The organism is Victivallis sp. Marseille-Q1083 (assembly GCF_903645315.1).
Lineage (GTDB): Bacteria > Verrucomicrobiota > Lentisphaeria > Victivallales > Victivallaceae > UMGS1518.
The window spans coordinates 2,538,235-2,557,583 of sequence record NZ_CAHJXL010000001.1 but is presented as its reverse complement, the minus strand read 5'-3'; the positions used below and the strand labels follow the sequence as shown (position 1 = coordinate 2,557,583).

General features: G+C 59.0%; 16 protein-coding genes. 11 read left to right on the top strand and 5 right to left on the bottom strand.

Translation table 11 applies throughout. From position 1 onward, the window contains the following. The first annotated feature begins 7 nt into the window (after positions 1-7). The 3 genes from HWX74_RS10485 (at position 8) to HWX74_RS10475 (ending at position 4,508) form a co-directional block, all read left to right on the top strand. Positions 8-1,726: a serine hydroxymethyltransferase gene (locus HWX74_RS10485; protein WP_176013484.1), complete on the top strand. Its 1,719-nt coding sequence runs from the start codon at positions 8-10 to the stop codon at positions 1,724-1,726. A gap of 20 nt (positions 1,727-1,746) precedes the next feature. After that, entirely contained in the window at positions 1,747-2,994 is a 1,248-nt protein-coding gene (gene serS, locus HWX74_RS10480) for a serine--tRNA ligase (protein ID WP_176013483.1), read from the top strand. Between the two features lie 77 nt (positions 2,995-3,071). Further along, positions 3,072-4,508 (top strand): ADP-ribosylglycohydrolase family protein, encoded by a 1,437-nt coding sequence (locus HWX74_RS10475; protein ID WP_176013482.1) that lies wholly within the window; start codon positions 3,072-3,074, stop codon positions 4,506-4,508. Positions 4,509-4,823: 315 nt separating this feature from the next. Here the strand turns inward: HWX74_RS10475 and HWX74_RS10470 are convergent, their stop codons facing one another. From HWX74_RS10470 to HWX74_RS10460, 3 genes are all read right to left on the bottom strand, one after another. Beyond that, positions 4,824-5,687, bottom strand: coding sequence for a class I SAM-dependent methyltransferase (locus tag HWX74_RS10470; protein WP_176013481.1), 864 nt, complete (start codon positions 5,685-5,687; stop codon positions 4,824-4,826). Between the two features lie 36 nt (positions 5,688-5,723). Then, a complete protein-coding gene (gene nagA, locus HWX74_RS10465) occupies positions 5,724-6,935 on the bottom strand; it encodes an N-acetylglucosamine-6-phosphate deacetylase (RefSeq protein ID WP_176013480.1) in 1,212 nt (403 codons plus the stop codon). A gap of 152 nt (positions 6,936-7,087) precedes the next feature. After that, a complete protein-coding gene (locus HWX74_RS10460; protein ID WP_176013479.1) occupies positions 7,088-8,323 on the bottom strand; it encodes an SGNH/GDSL hydrolase family protein in 1,236 nt (411 codons plus the stop codon). Positions 8,324-8,531: 208 nt separating this feature from the next. Here HWX74_RS10460 and HWX74_RS10455 point away from each other — a divergent pair, with 208 nt between their 5' ends. The 5 genes from HWX74_RS10455 to HWX74_RS10435 all read left to right on the top strand — a co-directional run bounded on the left by HWX74_RS10455 (position 8,532) and on the right by HWX74_RS10435 (position 12,899). Then, complete coding sequence (locus HWX74_RS10455; protein WP_176013478.1) at positions 8,532-9,332, top strand: 3'-5' exonuclease; 801 nt, start codon at positions 8,532-8,534, stop codon at positions 9,330-9,332. Continuing rightward, the gene (locus HWX74_RS10450) at positions 9,310-10,134 is read left to right on the top strand and encodes a hypothetical protein (RefSeq protein WP_176013477.1); all 825 of its coding nucleotides are present in this window, start codon (positions 9,310-9,312) and stop codon (positions 10,132-10,134) included. The genes HWX74_RS10455 and HWX74_RS10450 overlap by 23 nt, the downstream gene beginning before the upstream one ends. Then, entirely contained in the window at positions 10,131-11,258 is a 1,128-nt protein-coding gene (locus tag HWX74_RS10445; RefSeq protein ID WP_176013476.1) for a protein DA1, read from the top strand. Before HWX74_RS10450 ends, HWX74_RS10445 begins: the two co-directional genes overlap by 4 nt. An 89-nt stretch (positions 11,259-11,347) precedes the next feature. After that, the gene (locus HWX74_RS10440) at positions 11,348-11,779 is read left to right on the top strand and encodes a hypothetical protein (protein WP_176013475.1); all 432 of its coding nucleotides are present in this window, start codon (positions 11,348-11,350) and stop codon (positions 11,777-11,779) included. 31 nt (positions 11,780-11,810) lie between these two features. Continuing rightward, on the top strand, positions 11,811-12,899 hold the full coding sequence (locus HWX74_RS10435; RefSeq protein WP_217704926.1) for a DUF368 domain-containing protein: 1,089 nt from the start codon (positions 11,811-11,813) through the stop codon (positions 12,897-12,899). 52 nt (positions 12,900-12,951) lie between these two features. Here the strand turns inward: HWX74_RS10435 and HWX74_RS10430 are convergent, their stop codons facing one another. Further along, on the bottom strand, positions 12,952-13,701 hold the full coding sequence (locus HWX74_RS10430; RefSeq protein WP_176013474.1) for a hypothetical protein: 750 nt from the start codon (positions 13,699-13,701) through the stop codon (positions 12,952-12,954). Between the two features lie 153 nt (positions 13,702-13,854). Between HWX74_RS10430 and HWX74_RS10425 the strand changes: the two genes are divergently transcribed. Beyond that, complete coding sequence (locus tag HWX74_RS10425) at positions 13,855-15,624, top strand: YgiQ family radical SAM protein (RefSeq protein ID WP_176013473.1); 1,770 nt, start codon at positions 13,855-13,857, stop codon at positions 15,622-15,624. 24 nt (positions 15,625-15,648) lie between these two features. Here the strand turns inward: HWX74_RS10425 and HWX74_RS10420 are convergent, their stop codons facing one another. After that, on the bottom strand, positions 15,649-16,665 hold the full coding sequence (locus tag HWX74_RS10420; RefSeq protein ID WP_176013472.1) for a Gfo/Idh/MocA family protein: 1,017 nt from the start codon (positions 16,663-16,665) through the stop codon (positions 15,649-15,651). A 259-nt stretch (positions 16,666-16,924) separates the two neighbouring features. On the opposite strand from HWX74_RS10420, the gene HWX74_RS10415 reads away from it, so the two are divergent. Together HWX74_RS10415 and HWX74_RS10410 are read left to right on the top strand one after the other, a co-directional pair. Then, positions 16,925-18,250: a mechanosensitive ion channel family protein gene (locus tag HWX74_RS10415; RefSeq protein WP_176013471.1), complete on the top strand. Its 1,326-nt coding sequence runs from the start codon at positions 16,925-16,927 to the stop codon at positions 18,248-18,250. A gap of 128 nt (positions 18,251-18,378) precedes the next feature. Continuing rightward, the gene (locus tag HWX74_RS10410) at positions 18,379-19,305 is read left to right on the top strand and encodes a phosphotransferase (RefSeq protein WP_176013470.1); all 927 of its coding nucleotides are present in this window, start codon (positions 18,379-18,381) and stop codon (positions 19,303-19,305) included. Positions 19,306-19,349 lie beyond the last annotated feature (44 nt).

The window sequence follows — 19,349 nt, the reverse complement described above, 5'->3', positions numbered from 1 at the left end:
CAATCAGATGAACCCGATCCAAGATTTTCATGGGACAGTCCTGACGCTGGCCATCGGCTCCGACCATGGCGGCTTTGCGCTCAAGCGGCAGTTGATAAACGCGCTGGAGGCGCAGGATATCCGCATCGTCGATGTCGGTCCGGCAACGCTCGATCCGGCCGACGATTATCCGGATTACGCCAATCAAGTCGGCTTCGCCATCTCCCGCGGCGAAGCGAACTGCGGCATTCTGCTTTGCCGTTCCGGCGCCGGCATGGCGATCAACGCCAACCGGTTCCATCACGTCCGGGCGGTGGTCGCCGCCGAGGCGGCCGTCGCCACTCTGAGCCGCCGCCACAACTGCAGCAATGTGCTGGTATTGCCGGCAGACCAACTGGATTTCGCCGCGGTGCTGACCATCGTCGAACAATGGCTCGGCACACCGTTCAGCAACGAACCGCGCCATGCCCAGCGGCTGATGAAGCTGGAAACCGGTTCTTACGACGACATCGCCGCCATCCGCCAGGCCGACCCGGAAATCGCCGCGATGATCGATCGCGAGGCGGCCAGACAGTCGGAAGGCATCGAACTGATCGCCTCCGAAAACTTCACCAGTTGCGCGGTACGCGCCGCCCAGGGCTCGGTATTGACCAACAAATACGCCGAAGGCTACCCCGGCAAACGATACTACAACGGCTGCGAATTCGTCGACCAGGTGGAAGCGCTGGCCATCGAACGCGCCTGCAAGCTGTTCGGCGCCGAAGCCGCCAACGTGCAGCCGCACGCCGGCAGCCAGGCCAACATGGCGGTCTATTTCGCGCTGCTCAACCCGGGCGACACCGTGTTGGCGATGAGTCTCGACCACGGCGGCCACCTGACGCACGGTCATCCGCTCAATTTCAGCGGCATGCTGTTCAATATCGTTCCCTACGGCGTCAACCGGGAAACCGAGCAGATCGATTACGACGAAGTCGAAGCGCTGGCCAAGCAGCATCAGCCGAAAATGATCCTGGCCGGCGCCAGCGCCTATCCGCGCATCATCGACTTCGCCCGGCTGCGGGCGATCGCCGACCAGGTCGGCGCCAAATTGTTCGTCGACATGGCGCATGTCGCCGGACTGGTCGCCGCCGGCGAACATCCGAATCCGGTGCCGTACTGCGACGTCGTCACCACGACGACCCACAAGACGCTGCGCGGCCCGCGGTCCGGGCTGATTCTCTGCAGAGAACAATATCTCAAGGCGATCAATTCCAAAGTGTTCCCGGGTCTGCAGGGCGGACCGCTGGAGCACGTCATCGCCGCCAAAGCGATCTGTTTCGCCGAAGCGATGACGCCGGCGTTCAGGCAATACCAGCAGCAGGTCAGGCGCAACGCCGCCAAACTGGCCCGGGAGCTGACCGACCGCGGCTTCCGGATCGTTTCCGGCGGCACCGACAACCATCTGATGCTCGTCGACCTGCGGCCGAAGCGGGCGACCGGCAAAGAGATCGCCAACGCGCTGGACAAAGCGATGATCACGGTCAACAAGAACATGATTCCGTTCGATCCGGAAAAACCATTCGTCACCAGCGGCATCCGCATCGGCACCCCGGCGGTGACCACCCGCGGCATGAAAGAAGCGGAAATGACGCAGATCGCCGCCTTCATCGAGCGCGCCGTCGAAGTGAAAAATGACGACGCGGCGCTGGGCGCGCTGGGCGAAGAGGTCAAAGCCTTCACCCGCGACTATCCGCTGCCGCAATTCTAAGCAATAAGGGAACTGGTAGAATGATTGATATCAAATTGATCCGCGACAACATCGAACTGGTCAAAGCCAATGCCGCGCGGCGCGGCTGCAACGTCGATATCGATGCGCTCGCCGCGTTGGACAGACAATATCGCGAACTGACCACGAAAGTCGAAACGATGCGGGCGGAGCGGAACGCGCTGAGCAAGGAGTGCCGCGACAACCCGGCAGCCCGCGACCAGGTGAAAGAGCTCAAGGAAAAACTGGCGGCGGCGGAACCGGAATTGGATGCGCTCCAGAGCAAGATCAACGAACAGCTTTCCTGGTTGCCGAACCTGCTCGCCGGCGATGTGCCGGACGGCAGAGACGACGCCGACAACGTCGAATTGCGCAAAGTCGGCGTCATTCCGAGCTTCGACTTCAAAGTGCGCGATCACCAGGAACTCGGCGAACTGCTGGACATCATCGACACCCAGCGCGGCGCCAAGGTGGCGCAGTCCGGCTTCTATTACTGGAAAGGCAAAGGCGCCCAACTGGCGCAGGCGCTGTTCTTCTGGACGCAGCGCGAATTGATCAACCGCGGTTTCACGCTTTTCATGACGCCGTGCGCCGCCAAGGAAAAAACGCTGTTCGGCACCGGGTATCTGCCATTTTTCGCCGACCAGACCTACAAACTGGAAAAAGAAGACCTGGCGTTGATCGGCACTTCGGAGCAGACGCTGGTCGGTTATCATGCCGACGAGGTGCTCGACGGCGGCAAACTGCCGTTGTGCTACACCGCCTTTTCACCCTGCTTCCGAACCGAATCCGGCAGTTACGGCAAAGCCAGCCGCGGAATTTTCCGGGTGCACCAGTTCCACAAAGTCGAGCAGATCATTTTCTGCAAGCCGGAAGATTCGGTCAAATATCACGAATTCTGCCTGGCCAACGAGGAATATCTGCTCCAGCAGCTCGGACTGCCGTATCATGTCGTCAACGTCTGCGTCGGCGACCTCGGCGCGCCCGGATACAAAAAATACGACATCGAAGCCTGGTTCGCCGGTTTCGGCACCTACCGCGAAGTGACCAGCAACACCAACCTGACCGACTTCCAGAGCCGCCGGCTGAACATCCGTTACAAGGACAGCGACGGCAAGCGCGATTTCGTCCATACCATCAGCGCCACCGCGATGACCGACCGGGCGTTGATCGCCATCCTGGAAAACAACCAGCAGCCGGACGGCTCGGTCCTCGTGCCGGAAGTGCTGCGGCCGCTGGTCGGCTTCGACCGGATCGAACCGGCCAGATAAAGGAATCCGTTCCGGAGCAGCCGTTCAAACGGTTGTTCCGGAGTAATTATTTTTCCAAGAACCTTGAAAGGAACCTCATGGACGAACAACTTTACTTGCGAAAGCTGCGCGGCTGCTGGTTCGGAAAAGCGGTCGGCGGCACGCTGGGACAGCCTTATGAAGGCTTGTCCGGACCGCTGCGCCTGACCTTTTACGACCCGGTGCCGACCGACATGGTCCCGAACGACGACATCGATTTGCAGGTGTTATGGGCCTGTCTGCTCGACCGGATGGAAACGCCGGTGGTGGACCGGCAAACGCTGGCCGACGGCTGGCTGGCCAACGTCAATTTCCCCTGGGACGAATACGGCATGGCCATCCGCAATCTCCGGCGCGGCATCCGCCCGCCCCATTCCGGCCGCTACGACAACTTTTTCATCGACGGCCTCGGTGCGGCCATCCGCAGTGAACTGTGGGCTTCGCTGGCGCCGGGCAATCCGGAACTGGCGGCCAAATTCGCCTACGAGGACGCCTGCGTCGACCACGACGGCGACGGTTTGTGGGCGGAAATCTATCTGGCGGCGCTGGAAAGCATGGCTTTCCTCGAATCCGATCTTGACAGCCTGGTCACTTCCGCACTGCATTACATTCCGGCAACTTCCGTGCTGCACCGCGCTTTGACCGACACCTGCAACTGGTGCGCCCGGAGTGAGGATCCGGCCGTCATCCGCCGGCAGATCATGGAAACGTATTACTGTGAAAACTTTACCTCGGTAGTCATGAACCTGCCATTCATTGTCGCCGGCCTGCTGCTCGGCAAAGGCGATTTCAGCCGCAGCATCTGTCTGGCCGCCAACATGGGGCAGGACACCGATTGCACGGCGGCCAGCGTTGGCGCCATCCTCGGCCTGCGGAACCCGAACGCCATCGGGGCGGAATGGCTGAAACCGATCGGCAACAAACTGGTGCTCAACGACGGCATCGTCGGAATCACGCCGCCGGCCACGCTCGATGATTTTTGCGCCATGATCAACCGGTTGCGCAAACGGATCCGCCTGCGGGATGCCGCCAGCGCCGACCCGGAACCGGAGTGGCCGAAACTGGCCAACAAAGTTGAAATCGCCGTCGTCAACCTCGGCAACAAGAAAAACGGTTTGACGCCCCATTATCAGCCGATGGAATTTCCCGGGCTGTGGTGCCGTTATCCGGCAACCGGGCTGACGCCGGATTATCAAGTCATCGTCCGGCGCCAATTCAAGATTCGGCGGAGCGACAATTATCGGCTGATGGTCAACTCTTCGGCCATTTCCCGGGTTTATCTGGACGATGAATTCATATTCGGACGGGACGGCGGCGCCATGGTGCCGTCCTTCCACCGGGCGCCGCTCAACCAATGGCTCGACCGGAAATTGCTTCCCGGCGAATATGAGTTGAAAATCGTCCTGTCGCCGCTGGCGGGCATGGAGGAACTGGAATGGGTCATGGGCATCGGCGATGTCGCCACCAAGCAATGGCTCACAGACGCCTTCGACTAAAAATCTAAGAAAGCGAACCTCCCGGATGCGGCCTGTCAGAATCCGCCGGCCGGTCCGTATCCAGCGGGCGATGCCGTTTTCGGGAAGCGCCGGAACCTCCGGCGCTCCCTTTCTACAACCCGATTGCGGCTGCGAATTCGTTCCTTTGCATAAAAAACCACTGGTGCTGAAAAGTCTTATGAAACCGCGCTTCCCTTCAAGATAGAGAAAGCGTCGGTCACTCCGATAAAACCGGAGCCGCCGGTATTTTGCTGCCGCGTCGCGGACAGTCCCCGGACGCGGTCCGGCCGGGCGGACACCGCTTGGCCCATGACATCAATTTTGCAACGAAAAGGCCATCTTTTTCCCGCCGACAAGCCGGGAAGCCATGCCGGCCGGCAACACCTTGCCGGTACTTTCCGGAATGCTCATTTCACGATTCTCCACCACGCCATCCGGCAGGATCTCCTGCAGCAGCCGTCCCATCACCAGCGGGGAAAAGCCCGGCGAATGGCTGCTCAGCACGATGAAATACGGTCGTTCCAGATCCAGCAGCTCCCGGCACATTTCAAGCAGCTTCCGGATATCCTCCTCGATTTTCCATACCTGTCCTTTGCTGCCGCGGCCGAACGTCGGCGGGTCCAGTGCAATGCCGTTGTATTTGACGCCGCGCCGCAATTCCCGGGCGCAAAATTTGTTGACATCATCGACGATCCAGCGGATGGCATCCGGCACCTGCGGATTGCTCCGCTGATTTTCCTGCCCCCACTCGATCATGCCGCGGGCCGCGTCCAGGTGCGTCACCCTGGCGCCGGCTTCCGCCATCGCCATCGAACCGACGCCGGAATAGCCGAAAAGATTCAACGTCCTGACTGCGTCGCCCATCGTCGGAATGAGCTGCCGGAACCACGCCCAGTTGGCATACTGTTCGGCGAAAAACCCCAAGTGCCCGAAACCGGTCGGCTTGACGGTCAGGGTATAGGTGCCCCATTCCAGCGACCACTGTTCCGGCAGCCGGTTCCGGTACTGCCAGGCGCCGCCGCCGGAACTGTCGCGCCTGTAAACGGCATCGGCTTTTTTCCACTCCGAATCCGGCAGCGACGGCGCCCAGAAAGCATTCAAGGCCGGCCGGATCAAACGATAAGGACCGGCCTGTTCCAGCTTCTGCCGGTTGCCGGTATCGAGCAATTGATAATGCATAAAATTCTTTCAAAAAGTGACAATTGAAGCTCTCGCTCAAGCCGGATTCGCCGGCTGGAACCGATAAGCGCCTTCGACTTTGTAGACGATTTCACCGCGCCGCACCGTCAGCAGCGGGCGGTTGGTGCCGTGTTCGAAAAAAGCCAGATCCGCCAGTTTGCCCGGCAGCAGCTCGCCACGGTCGGTCAAGCCGAGCGACAGCGCCGCGTTGCGGCTGACGGCGCTGGCGGCATACGTCTCGGACATATGGCTGTAACTCATCAGGCTGTGCCAGCCGGTGTCCAGCAGCGTCGTCGTCCCGGCCAGCAACCCGTCGCCGGTATGGGAATAACCGTCCTCCACTTTGATCAGCGACGGCCCCAGCCGGTATTCGCCGTTGGCCATGCCGGCCGCCATCGTCGCGTCGCTGATGCCGACCACTTTGTCGGACGGTTTGCAGCGGCAGGCCAGGTCGACCATCCGGGGATGGATATGGCGGCCGTCGATGATCATTTCCACCGTCACCCGCGAATCGGTCAAGGCGATCGACGTCAGCGTGATCGTCCGCTGCTGCAGCGGCGGCATGCCGTTGAACAGATGGGTGCAGTAGCAGGCGCCGGCATCGATCGCCCGCAGGGTCGCCGCTTCATCGGCCAGGCTGTGTCCCATCGATGGGGCCACGTGCTCGGCGCACAGCAATTCGGTCAATTCGACGCCGCCCGGCAATTCCGGCGCGAAGGTCATCCGCTTCACCTTGCCGCGCGCCGCCGCCAGCAGCTCGCGGGCATATCCCAGATCGATCGGGCGCAAACACGCCTCGATCTGGGCGCCGCGCTTGGCCAGGTTCAGAAACGGCCCCTCGATATGGATGCCGACCGCTTCGGCGCCGGCCATCGGCCGGTCGAGCATATCGGCCAGCGCCGACAGATTGCGCAGCATCTCTTCCCGCGGCGCGCTGACCACCGTCGGCACGAACGTGGTCACACCGCGTTCCACCAGAATCCGGCTCATCAGTTCGATCGACGCGTCCGGCAGAAAAGCCGAGGAGGAGTCGAAACCGCCGGCGCCGTGAATATGGGTATCGACGAAACCGGGCGTCACATAAGCATTCGGCAATTCAAAGATTTCCAGCTTCGGCTCCAGGACAAAAGCGGAACGGGAGCCGATCGACAGGATTCGTTCGTCTTCGCACAGGATCGCACATTGATCGATCCGCCGGGTCGGCACCAAGCCGTAATCGGTCATATACAAACGGCGTTTTTTTTTCATTCCCTCAGAGCTCCGATCCGTTCAGCAATTCTTTTACGATGCAAGTAATTTAGGCGTTTTTCCGTATTTTTCCAAATTTTCCGACGCAATTATGCAGTAAAAAACCCGACAGCCGAAACGACCGCCGGGTTCCCTTTGCCGTCAGGGCACCGTCATTTTGCTTCGCCGTCGAGAATCTTCCGGATCACCGGCGCCATCCCGTCGGCCATCATCGTGAAGCCCAAGTCGGTCGGATGCACGCCGTCGACGGTGGCTTCGTCATAGATCAACGGGTCGAGCAGTTCGCTGCCGTCGAGAAAATAGATATTCCGGTCGCCGGCCGCCCGGCAGGCTTCGACGGTATTTTTCTGGATATCCCGGTAGCGGATCATCCAGTCACTCAGCGAATTGCCCTCTTCGCGCCGCTGGCCGACCGCTTCGCCGCTGAAACGGATGCCGGAAACGACCAAGATCGGCACCTCGGGATGTTTTTCCCGGTAAATCCGGATGAACTCCGGTAAAGTCCGGTCGATCATATCGACACAATTGGCCTGATAATCCAGAATCAGCATCGCCGGATCGGCGATCTCGGCCAGCAACTGCGCCATCTCCGGCTCCCCCTTGCCGTTGCCGGAAAAGCCGTAATTGAGGAACGGCCGGTTGAGTTTCCGGCTGAGGATGTTCGTATAGCAACTGCCCGGCCGGGAGGCGCAGCCGCCCTGGGTGATCGAAGTGCCGTAGACGATGACCGGCCGGTCGCTGACATACGGCTGCGGCGCCATCACCCGGCTGCCGGCATCCAGGCCGATCCGGATCGATTTGACCTGGTTGTACAATGGCAGATTGATCGTGAAGTCGCGCATTTCGGCCGGACGCTCACCCTGCTCGTCGAGGAAATAACCGATCACGATATGATTGTCCGGCTCCATCGGCGGCCGGGCCGTCGTACTGAAGCGCTGCTGATACGGTCCGCCAATGTAGAAATCGAAGCCGCTGCTGCCGGTCGGCGCCATATGCGGCATGAATTCGGAAATTCCCAAATCGGCCTTGAGCACCAGCTTGCGGCAGTCGGAGCGGAAACGAATCTGGCCGCCGGCGGTATGGTTGGCCAGATAATCCACCCCTTCGCTGATTTCGACATCCGGCTTGACCGGCAGCCGGCGGAACACTTTATCCTGGTCATACCAGTAAAACCCGAGCAGTTCGAACGGCTTTTCGTCCGGTGTGAACCAGATCATGCCGTTTTCGTCCACCGGCTTATCGGCCATATTCGGGTCGAGTTCTTCGATTTTCACCTGTTTTCCCTCCGTTTCGTTGGTCTCGGCTTTTACCGCCGCAGTCCGGCAGAATGCCAGCCCCGCCAGCAAAAAGACCGCCGCGCCCAAGTTCAGCCGCCAATATCGTTTCATTCCAATGCCTCCGTTGTATGATTCCGGATTCGCTCTTCAGCCACGAATGATAACAATAGCAAGGCAAATTATTTTTTGCAACTATTTTAGCAGCTGGCGGTCAATAAAAACAGCAGAATTTTCCAGGAAACAGCAAAAAAACTTGTGCTGCCGTCTTTGCCGTGGTAACTTATAACAAATGAAACTTTCAAGAGGGAAATCAATCATCATGTTGAATATGCAATTGGACCGGCCGCTGGTCTTCTTCGACATCGAAAGCACCGGCACCGTCGTCACCCGGGACCGCATCGTCGAACTCTCCGTCATCAAATTTCTGCCGGACGGCAGCCGGGAGTGCACCACCAGGCGGCTCAACCCGGAGATGGCGATCCCGGAAGCGGCCAGCAAAATCCACGGCATCTATGACGCCGACGTCGCCAACGCGCCGACCTTTGCGATCATCGCCCAGAATCTCCATCATTACCTGGAAGGCTGCGATCTGGCCGGCTATAACATCGTCGGGTTCGACATTCCGCTGCTGGTCGAGGAGTTCCGCCGCGCCGGACTGGAGTTTTCGCTGGAAGGCCGCCGGGTCATCGATTCGTTCCGGATTTTCTGCAAGCTGTATCCCCGGACGCTGACCGCCGCCTACAGGCTGTTTTGCGGCAAGGAGCTCGAAGATGCCCACAGCGCCGAAGCCGACACGATGGCCACCGTCGAAGTTTTCCTCGGCCAGTTGGAGAAACATCCGGAGTTGCCGCGCGATCTGGACGAACTGCACAAATTCTGCGACTTGCGCGATCCGGACGCCATCGACGCCTCGAACCGATTCAAATGGTCCGGCAGCGAAGTGATCGTCAATTTCGGCAAGAACTACGGGCAGACGCTGCGCCATCTGGCGGCAAACGATCCGGGTTTCCTGCGCTGGATCCTGCGGGCCGATTTCGCCGATGATGTGAAGGCGATCGCCAGCAACGCGCTGGCCGGCAAATTTCCGGAGCGAAAAAATGAGCAATGCCGGCCGGATTGAAAGCCTGCTCCGGCTGCTCGACGACGACAACGAGCAGATCGGCCGCACCGCCATCACCGAGTTGTTGAAGCTCGGGCCGGCGCTGGATGCCCATCTGGCGGAATTGCAGGAGTGCGACAACCCGAATGTCCGGCGGCGCATCCACCAGTTGCAGGCCATCCAACTGCTGCGCCGCCGCCGCCGGATGTTTGCCGCACTGCTGAAAAATCGCAACATCAACTTGCTGGAAGGGCTGATTGAAGTTCACCTGCAATGGTATGACAACGATTCGGCGCCGGCGTTGGTGGACCTCTGGCAGAATTTTTCCGGCGCAGCGGAAAAATTCGATCTGTACAACCTGGAACAGGTCGCGTATTTCATGCGCAAGTGTTCGTTCACGCTGCCGCCGGACAATGAAGTGCCGTCCCCCGATTACTATTGCCTCGGCCCGGTGCTCGACGACCGCATCGGCGCCGATATTCTGCTGTGCGCCGTCGCTCTGGAACTGGCGTTGGAGTGCAATTTGGAATTGTGCATCGTGCGGTTGTACGGCAATTTCGCGCTGATCGACCGGCGCGGCCGGATTCTTTCGCCCAAAAACGGCTGGCAGGTGCTGGCGCCGACCGATCCGGCCAATTGCGAATTCTGGGACGACCCGCGCAAAGTGCTGAAATTCCTGGCGAGCATGTTGTTTTTGTATGCCGTCAGCTCCGACAGTTTCCGCTACATCCACACCGTCGGTCACGCGCTGTGCGGCATGGCCGATGACGAACTGCTGGAATTTCTGCCCTATCCGTATGGGGCGCAACCGGAGGAATCATGAGTTTCCAGATATTCCGGCGCGCGTTGATCGTCGGCGTCCTGTTGAGTCTGCTGCTGCCGGCAGCGGCGATGGACTATCTGTGCCAGACCTGCCGGCAGGCAATTGCCGATGAATATCTGCTCGACCAGCAGGGCCGGATCTATTGCTCCGAACGCTGTTTCGAGGCGACACTCGCCAAATGCGCCGCCTGCGGCGGCGCCTGCCGGCGGCAATTTTTCTCTCCGGCGCTCGGCAGGATGTACTGTTCGGAAACCTGTCTGGCCAGCCAGGCGCCGCGCTGCACCATCTGCCGTCAACCCTGCCTGGCCGACAGTTTTCAATCGGGCAATGACTTTTATTGTTCGCAGGCCTGCCTGAACCAGCGGCTGCCGCATTGTCACTCTTGCGGCGCCGCGATGAAAACCTACTATCGGATCACCGGTTTGTACGGATCCTTCGACTTCTGTGAAAAATGCGCCCGGCTGCCGCTCTGCTACGCCTGCCAGTTGCCGCAGCCGGGAAAAACGCTGGCGGACGGCCGTTTCCTTTGCCGGCAATGTTACGAATCCGCCGTCACCGATCCGGACGAAATCGCCAGGATTTTCGAAAAAACCAGGGAATTGCTCGAAAAGAAACTATCCTTCGAATTCGATCATGTCATCGAATTGTATTCGGTCGACCTGCCGACGTTGAAGCAAAACGCCGCCGCCGACAACCTCGGATCGGAGGTCGGCAGCTATGTCTTCAGTGCCACGTTGTACACCAAAACGGTATCGGTCGCCGGCCAGCCGGAAGAGCGGCAATATCTCGACGATGAGCGCTGCAGCATTTATGTGCTGAACCTGCTGCCGGAGAAACGGCTCAGCGAAGTATTCGCCCATGAGCTGACTCACGATTATCTCCGCCACCGTTACGGGACTTTTGAAGATCAGAAGCTGGAGGAAGGCACCTGCGAATACGTGGCGGCCAGGGTCAACACGCTGTTGAAGCGTCCCGGGCAGAACATCCGTTTCGAATTGAACCCGGATCCGGTTTACGGCGACGGCTACCGGCAGGCGGCCGAATATGTCAAAAAGCACGGTTGGCGCGCCTACCTCTCCTATCTCGGCAGACAGCCGCGGCGGCCTTTGCCGCCGGGCAAATAGCCGCCGCGGCCCGGACCGGCTGGACGCCGCTTGTAAAGTTCCCGAACGACGTTATATTATCCCGGTATCAAAACAAAAGTCATTCGAGAATGGATCAGAGCGACAACGGTTCCGTGCAATTTATTTTGAGAAGAATCCGGCAAATCCTGCTTTTCGCCGTCGTCGCGTTTTTTGTTTTTTCGCTGTTCCGGGCCGAAGCGTCCGAATCCTGTCCGCCGCCGGCAATTTTTCCGATCGGGCAAAGTTACCTTGCAGCCGCCGGCGAAAACAAGGCGGCGGCCTACTTTCAGGATGATTGCCGGCGTCCCCGCCGTACCGTCGCGACGGTAAAAAATAAATATAAGAAATCCCTGTCGGTCCATTCGGCCGGCGAAGCCGATGTTGCCGCCGTTTCTGCCGCTCGTCACCTTTTCGACGGCGTACCGGGCGGCGCGCCGAAGCCGGAATTGCTCACCGTTCAGGATATTCTGGCTGCCGCAACCCCGGTCAGGGCCGGACCGGCGCGCTTCCGCCAGAACTGACCGGGCGAAAACTTCCTTACCGCGTTTTTCGATGATATCGACCGTTTCCGTTTTCCCAATCGGCGAAAATCCATTTTCCGCCTTTCACGCCTTGATTTATCCGCAGGAATTGTTTCGTCCCGACCCGACCGATTCGACCAATACACAACTCAAGGTTTTTCACATGCAAGACGAACAACCGTTCGCTCCGAAGCGTTCCTTCAAAGATTATTTGCGTATCTTTTCATGCGGTTTTATCATGGGAGGCGCCGATGTCGTGCCGGGCGTTTCCGGCGGAACGATGGCCTTCATTCTGGGCATCTACGATGAACTGGTCGAAGCGATTCGGCGTTTCACCGGCAAAGAGTGCTTTTCGATGGTTTTCCGATTCCAGATCCGGCAGGCATTCAAAACCCTGCCATGGCCCTTCCTGCTCTGCCTCGGCCTGGGCATCCTGAGCGCCATCGCGCTGTTTTCCACGCCGATCAAATGGATGCTGGCCAACCGGCTCACGCTGATTCTCGCATTTTTCTTCGGCCTGGTTCTGGCCTCGGTGGCAACCGTGCTGCCGCGCGTCAGACACTGGAACGGCGGCCGGATCGCCGCCCTGATCGGCGGGACCGCCGCCGGCTGGCTGATCGTCGGACTGCCGTTGCTTCGGAATCCGCCGGATTCGCCGTTTTACCTGGTCCTCTGCGGTGCGCTGGCGATTTGCGCGATGATTCTGCCCGGCATCTCCGGCAGTTTCATCCTGTTGCTGCTGGGCAAATACGACGATGTGCTGAATGCAGTCCACGAACTCAAAAGCGGGCTGAATCTCGCCGATAATTGCTATACGCTGACGCTGTTCATCGTCGGAATCGTCATCGGGATTGCCGGTTTCATCCGGCTGTTGAGCTACCTGCTGCGGAAATTCCATGACATCACCATCGCGGTGCTGATCGGCTTCATGCTGGGATCGCTGCGCAAAGTCTGGCCGTGGAAATTCGAAGACCACATCGAAAACCACAATATTCTGCCGGCCGGCTCCGAACCGGAATTCTGGTATGCGCTGCTGCTCGGCCTGGCGGGCTTCCTGCTCGTCCTGCTGATCGAATACATGGCGAGAAAACAGCAAAAACCGGCTGAACTTCCGGAATAAAACGGCGGCGGCTCAAGCCGGGCAAGCGTCAGCCGCCCGGCTCCGGCTTCGCTCAAAGGGTCGGATTGCCGACTTTCAAATCCCGGAAAAAACCTTCATATTCCCGGATGGCGCTATTGTAACGTTCCAGATTGTGCTGGCTGAAACTTTTGGCCGCATAACCGCGATAACGCTTCAACGACTTCGCCGACCGCTTGACCAACTCGGCAATGCTGTGGATGACGTTCATTTCACAGCGGCTGAAAGCATCCTCGTCGAGTACAAATGAATCGGAGCGCGAATCGCCGAAAAAGAACCCCAGTTCTTCCCGGCCGCTTTCCGGCGGCAGCAGGATCAGATTGTGCGCCGCCTCCATCAAGCCGTGCAGCGTCTGCAGAAAATGCTGCATCCGCCGTTCACGGATCGAGATGTCGTGACTGCTCAACGTGATGATGATCGCGTCGGTATCGACGATGGCGTTGTCCAGCAGCAAAAGAATTTTGGCATACAGCATCCGCCGCTCGCCGTCGCCCAAGGCGAAAATATCCGAATTGAGCAATTCCGCCGCCCGGTCGTAAGCGGCGTCACGCCGTCCCATCAGCGGCGCCAGGTTCATCTTGACCAGAAAGTCCGCCTGCGCCGCTTTTTTCGCCGAAGTATTGCCGCGCCAGAACGCCTGTTTTACTTTGCTCAACACGCCGAAATGAAAAAATGAACTCAAAATTCCGCACTCCAACCTTGATTGCCCGCCCGATGCGATCATCTTCCAGACATAAAATAATCGGTTCTGGACATCCTGCAAATAGAAAATGAATAATGTCATAAATTTTATTTTCCGCCATCAAACGGCCGGCCGGCTTTTTCCGCCGCTCCGGTCTTGCTTTTCACTGCCGCAAGCGATATATTACAGAGGAAAATTCAATCAATTACAACCAGATTTTCCCTTGCCGGGGAAAATTGTCCGGAGAATATTATTTTGCAAAAAGTCGATTTCCTGCCGATGTCCCGGACCGAAATGAAACGTCTCGGCTGGGAGGAGTTGGATATTTTACTGATTACCGGCGACTGTTACGTCGACCATCCCTCCTACGGGGTTTCGATCGTCGGCCGGCAACTGCTCAGCCTCGGTTACCGGGTCGGCATCGTCGCCCAGCCGGACTGGAAAACGGTCGATTCCCTGACGGTGATGGGGCGGCCGCGGCTGGCCTGCGGCGTCACTTCCGGCAATATGGATTCGATGGTCAACTTGTACACCGCCGGCCGGCGGTTGCGCCGGGAAGACGCCTTTTCCGAAAACGGCGTTCCGGGGCGGCGGCCGCCGCACGCTCTGATCGTCTACGCGCAACTGGCCAAACGCGCTTTTCCCGGTTTGCCGATCACGCTCGGCGGCGTCGGCGCCAGCCTGCGCCGGGTGGCGCATTACGATTACTGGCAGGATAAACTGCGGCCGGGCGTGCTGGTCGACTCCAAAGCCGACATCCTCTGTTACGGCATGGGCGAAAAGCCGATGCCGGAGATCTTCCGCCGCCTCGACCGCCGGGAGCCGTTGCGCGGCATTCGCGGGACGGCGGTATTGCTGGGCAAAAAAGAGGCAGAGGCCTTTCAACCGGGCGACGCTTATCTGGAATTGCCGAGCTGGGAGGAGATGCTGGCCGACAAAGACGCCCTGATGACTTCGACGAAGCTGGTGGAGCGGGAAATGAATCCGTTCGGCGGCCGCGGTTTGCTCCAGCGCTACGGCGACCGGCTGCTGGTCATCGAACCGCCACCGCTGCCGCTGACCAGGGAAGAGCTTGACGCCGTGCACGATTTGGCTTATTCCGGGGTCCCGCACCCCTCCTATCAAGGCCGGATTCCGGCCTTTGAAACGATCAAGGATTCCATTCCGGCCGTGCGCGGCTGTCCGGGCGGCTGCGCCTTCTGCGGACTGGTGGCGCACCAGGGGCGCTATGTGATGTCGCGCAGTTGCGAATCGATCCGGAAAGAAGCGAAGCGCCTGAGTGCGCGGCCGCATTTCCGGGGAACGATCAGCGACATCGGCGGCGCCGCCGGCAATATCTTCGGCAGCCATATTCTCGACACCGCCAAATGCGCCGTCTGCAAACGTTCCAGTTGCCTGGTGCCGGTGCCGTGCAAAAATTTTCAATGCGACGGCAAGGAGCTGATCGAGCTCCTGCGCTGCATCCGTTCGATGCCGGAAGTGAAACACCTCTATATCAATTCCGGCATCCGGCTGGATCTGGCGTTGAAGCAACCGGAATTGCTGCGGGAACTGATCCGCCACCATGTTTCCGGCCACCTGAAAGCGGCGCCGGAGCACCTGCATCCGAAGGTTCTGGAGCTGATGCGCAAAAGCACGGCGGAAGAATTTTACGAATTCCGCCGGATTTTCGAGGAAGAAAGCGCCAAATGCGGCAAGGAGCAATATATCATTCCGTTGTTCATCTCCAATTTTCCCGGTTCGACCAAAAAGGAGATGGCGGTCGTCGATCAATATCTGGCCGATAACAATTGGAGTCCGCAGCAGGTTCAGGATTACATTCCGCTGCCGATGACGATGGGAGCGGCGATGTATTATACCGGCAAGGCGCCGGATGGCACGCCGATTGCCGTCAACCGCGGCCTGAAAGAACGACGGGTGCAAATCGCCATGCTGAAACGCAAGCGGGGCAAAGCGGAATACGACAGGAAAGGCGCTCCGCCGAAAAAATTTCCCAACCGGTCCGGACGGAACAAGAAAAGCTAACGCCCGGACCGGAGCATCGTTTTTTCATTTTTTGAAAGAATTTTCAACCTGCCGCTGCCACGATTGCAACGCCGCATTCAACTGTCTGCTCTCCGCGATGGAAACCGCCGGGAATAGCGCCGACGCCTCTCTGGAACGCAGCAATTCGGCAAATCCGGCCGCCTCGTACCCGAAGCTGGTCAAATCGGCCGGCACGCGCAACGTTTCGCCGCGCCCTTCCCGCTCCAGCCGGATGATGCCATCTTCCGGCTTCACCCGGTCGCACACCCAGGGATTCGGCAACTCCAGACGGCCTTTTTCGCCATAAACCCGCAGACCAGCTCCGACGGAAACCGCACAGCTCACCGTCAACTGCGCGGTGATGCCTTCCGGCCAGCGGGCCAATGCCAGACTGTGCCAGTCCACCAGGTCGACCGTCGGACACCCCAACCCGGTCAACAGCTCCGGCGCCGCCGGCGGCCTGCCGCCGGCAGCCGCCGCCACCAGCATCGCCATCGACAGCGGATAACCGCCGATGTCCCAGATCACGCCGCCGCCCAATTCCGGCCGGCACAACCGGCTCTGCGGATCATAAGGAGCCTGATAGGCAAACCAGCACTCCAAGTGCCGCACCCGGCCGATGGCGTCCTCGGCCAGCAACTCCACCAATTTCCGCGTCTGCGGATGGAAACGGTACATATAGGCTTCCGCCAGAAGCACCCGGCGCGTCTCGGCTTCCCGCAGCATCGCCTCAACCTCCGGCGCAGTAATCGCGAGCGGTTTTTCGCAAAGCACCGCTTTGCCGCAACGCAGTGCGGCGATCGCCGCCGCAGCATGAAACGGATGCGGCGTGGCCACATAAACCGCCTCGACCTCCGGCGCCGCCGCCAGCGCGTCGACCCCGTCATACACTTGCGGAATATTCCAGCATGCGGCAAATTCGGCCGCCCGCGCCGGCGAACGCCCGGCAACCGCAACCGCTTTGCCGCTCCGGCCGGCTTCCAGCGCCCTGGCAAACGTCGTCGCAATCCGTCCGTACCCGACCATTCCCCACTGAATCATTTTATCCTCCCGAATCACTACCGGTTTCATTTTTCTTTCGACCAACCACGGTTCAACATACCAGCATTGTATACATATTGCCAATTTTTTCGGTGAAAAAGCGATGACAATCGCAATGCCTGCGGCAACTTTCATTTGACGGAATCATTCTTCGGCAATATAGTAAACTAGTATCTTCCGAAACTGCACTACGGGTGTTGTTTCGGTTTTTCTTTTTTCTGCAACCATATGAATCGCTCGACTGGAACGAATAAAAAAAATGAAAATAAAATTGCTGTTTCTTCTCTTTCTGCTGCAACTGTGCGCCACGGGCCAGCCGGTCACCGGCGAGGAAGCCGCGCCGGCGGCAGCCCAATCCGACGCGGTAGTGATCGTCATCAAAGATCCGGCTTTCGCCGAAAAGCTGGCCGACGTATTGACCCGGGAAACGACCGCCAGGCCGGACGCCGAAACGGCGGAGGAAGTCATTCATCTGCCGGAAAACGCCAACGAATTCTGGCATGAGGTCAATCAATTCTGGAAAAAATCCTGGCATGAAGTGACGGCTTTGAAAGTGGAATTGACGATGCTGGTCGTCGGGCTGCTGCTCACCTATTTCGTCGCCTGGATCGTCAATACGCTGTTCTGGAAAACGTTGTTGCGGCTGGCCCGGCGTTCCCATTTCAAATACGATGATTTATTGTGCGAAAAACTGAAAGCGCCGTCGATGTTCCTGCTCTGCCTGAATGGCGCGTTCATGAGCGTCCTGCCGCTGTTCCGGACCGTCGGCGGCGAATTGCTGGAAGTCTGGGCGCGCGGGCTGGGCGCGGCGATCGCCGTCAGCGTCATCTGGGGGTTGTTCCGGCTGATCGACGTGCTGGACCGGGTGCTTCACGATGTCCTGGACCGGGAGGAATCGCTGATGGACGAACTGCTCGAAGAGCTGCTGCGGCGAACGCTGAAAGTGGTGCTGGTGCTGTTGTCGGTCTTTTTCATCGGCCAGAACATTCTGGGCTTGAACATCACTTCCCTGCTGGCCGGCGCCGGGGTGGCCGGGCTGGCCGTCGCCTTCGCCGCCCAGGAGACGATCGCCAATTTCTTCGGTTCGGTGACGATCATCGTCGACCATTCGTTCCGGGTCGGCGACTGGGTGAAAACCTGCGGCGTCGAAGGCATCGTCGAAACGATGGGCCTGCGCTCGACCAAGATCCGGGCATTCGACGGGGAGCTGTTCACCGTTCCCAACCGCCAGGTGGCCAGTTCGGTCATCGAGAATTACGCCCGCCGCCCCTATATCCGCTACCGGTTCTGCATCGGCATGACTTATGAAACGACCGCGCCGCAGATGAAACGGGCCCGGGAAATCCTGCAGGAGGTTTTGAGCCGGACCGATCTGTTCGATCTGGCAAACCACCCGCCGAAAATCGATTTCACCGACTTCGGCGCTTATTCGTTGAATTTCACCATTTATGTCTGGTTCAACACCGGCGATTACTGGCAGGCCGAAGCGTGGAAAACCGAAATCAACCTGGAAATCCAGCGCCGCTTCGCCGAAAACAACCTGGCGATGGCCTTTCCGACCCAGACACTCTATCTGGAGAAATAACTTTCCGGCCTTTTCATCCGCAGCACCGGCGAAACGGACGCCTTCCGGGCAAGGCGCCTTGACAAACCTCCGCCGCATGATAAAATAAGACAGCATGCAACAGTCAACCTTTCCCGGAATCCGAACCCATGAATTACGACTTGACCGAACTGGAACGCCGGCCGGATATCCTGAACAATCTGATCGAGCGTTATTTTCACTGCCGGCCCGTTTCGCAGGCCAAAATCGGCGAAGGCTTCTATGGTGCCGTCTATGCCGCCGTCTTGCCGGCCGATCCCGGCCGGCTGGCGATCAAATGTTTCAAGCACAGTGCCAGACACCGTTCGGAACACCGGCAGCTCGAACTGCTGCGCCCCCGTGCGCTGCTGAAACTGCCGGAAGTCTATTTCGTTCACGATCACACGCCCGACCTTCCCTGTGAAGCGCTGCTGATGGAATATGTCGACGGCATCAACGCTTCCGCCCTGCCGACCGGCCACCCGCACCGGGAGCGGTTCGCCGAAGCGCTGATCGACAACCTGCTGCACTGGCATGAAACGACCAACGATTTTTTCGGGTTCGGAGCGGATCGGTTTCCGGACTGGGTAAGCTGCCTGCAAAGCCGTCTGGACAATCATTACCGGATCTTGCGGCATGATTTTTCCGGCCGGGTGGCGCCGCCGGTACTGGCTGCGGCGGAAAAATCGCTGGAAAACCTGCGGCGGATTTTCGCCGAACCGGTTGTACCGTCGCTGATCCACAGCGATTATAATTTATGGAACCTGCTGGTTGACCCGGCAAGCGCCGCCATTACCGCGGTGCTCGATCCGAGTGACGCCGGATGGGCCGACCGGGAAATGGACCTGTTTCAGCTGCAGAATGCCGACGGCGACCGTTTCAGCCTGCTGGAGCGTTATCAGAACCGGGCAGTCCTGAGCGAATTGTTTCCGGTCAGGAAAATTTTTTACTGGTTCTGGGATGACATCCGGCATCTGGAAAATATGGGCTGGTACGACGAAGAACGCTTTACATCCTCCGCCCGGCGGCTGCTCCGGCTGATGAATCAATATCTCTGAGAAATCCAGCCAGTTTTCGCCGCAGACAATTCGAAACGACACCC

Coding starts and splice junctions, on each gene's coding strand:
- HWX74_RS10485 (WP_176013484.1), top strand. CDS start 8: ATGAACCCGATCCAAGATTTTCATGGGACAGTCCTGACGCTGGCCATC.
- serS (WP_176013483.1), top strand. CDS start 1,747: ATGATTGATATCAAATTGATCCGCGACAACATCGAACTGGTCAAAGCC.
- HWX74_RS10475 (WP_176013482.1), top strand. CDS start 3,072: ATGGACGAACAACTTTACTTGCGAAAGCTGCGCGGCTGCTGGTTCGGA.
- HWX74_RS10470 (WP_176013481.1), bottom strand. CDS start 5,687: ATGCATTATCAATTGCTCGATACCGGCAACCGGCAGAAGCTGGAACAG.
- nagA (WP_176013480.1), bottom strand. CDS start 6,935: ATGAAAAAAAAACGCCGTTTGTATATGACCGATTACGGCTTGGTGCCG.
- HWX74_RS10460 (WP_176013479.1), bottom strand. CDS start 8,323: ATGAAACGATATTGGCGGCTGAACTTGGGCGCGGCGGTCTTTTTGCTG.
- HWX74_RS10455 (WP_176013478.1), top strand. CDS start 8,532: ATGTTGAATATGCAATTGGACCGGCCGCTGGTCTTCTTCGACATCGAA.
- HWX74_RS10450 (WP_176013477.1), top strand. CDS start 9,310: ATGAGCAATGCCGGCCGGATTGAAAGCCTGCTCCGGCTGCTCGACGAC.
- HWX74_RS10445 (WP_176013476.1), top strand. CDS start 10,131: ATGAGTTTCCAGATATTCCGGCGCGCGTTGATCGTCGGCGTCCTGTTG.
- HWX74_RS10440 (WP_176013475.1), top strand. CDS start 11,348: ATGGATCAGAGCGACAACGGTTCCGTGCAATTTATTTTGAGAAGAATC.
- HWX74_RS10435 (WP_217704926.1), top strand. CDS start 11,811: ATGATATCGACCGTTTCCGTTTTCCCAATCGGCGAAAATCCATTTTCC.
- HWX74_RS10430 (WP_176013474.1), bottom strand. CDS start 13,701: ATGACATTATTCATTTTCTATTTGCAGGATGTCCAGAACCGATTATTT.
- HWX74_RS10420 (WP_176013472.1), bottom strand. CDS start 16,665: ATGATTCAGTGGGGAATGGTCGGGTACGGACGGATTGCGACGACGTTT.
- HWX74_RS10415 (WP_176013471.1), top strand. CDS start 16,925: ATGAAAATAAAATTGCTGTTTCTTCTCTTTCTGCTGCAACTGTGCGCC.
- HWX74_RS10410 (WP_176013470.1), top strand. CDS start 18,379: ATGAATTACGACTTGACCGAACTGGAACGCCGGCCGGATATCCTGAAC.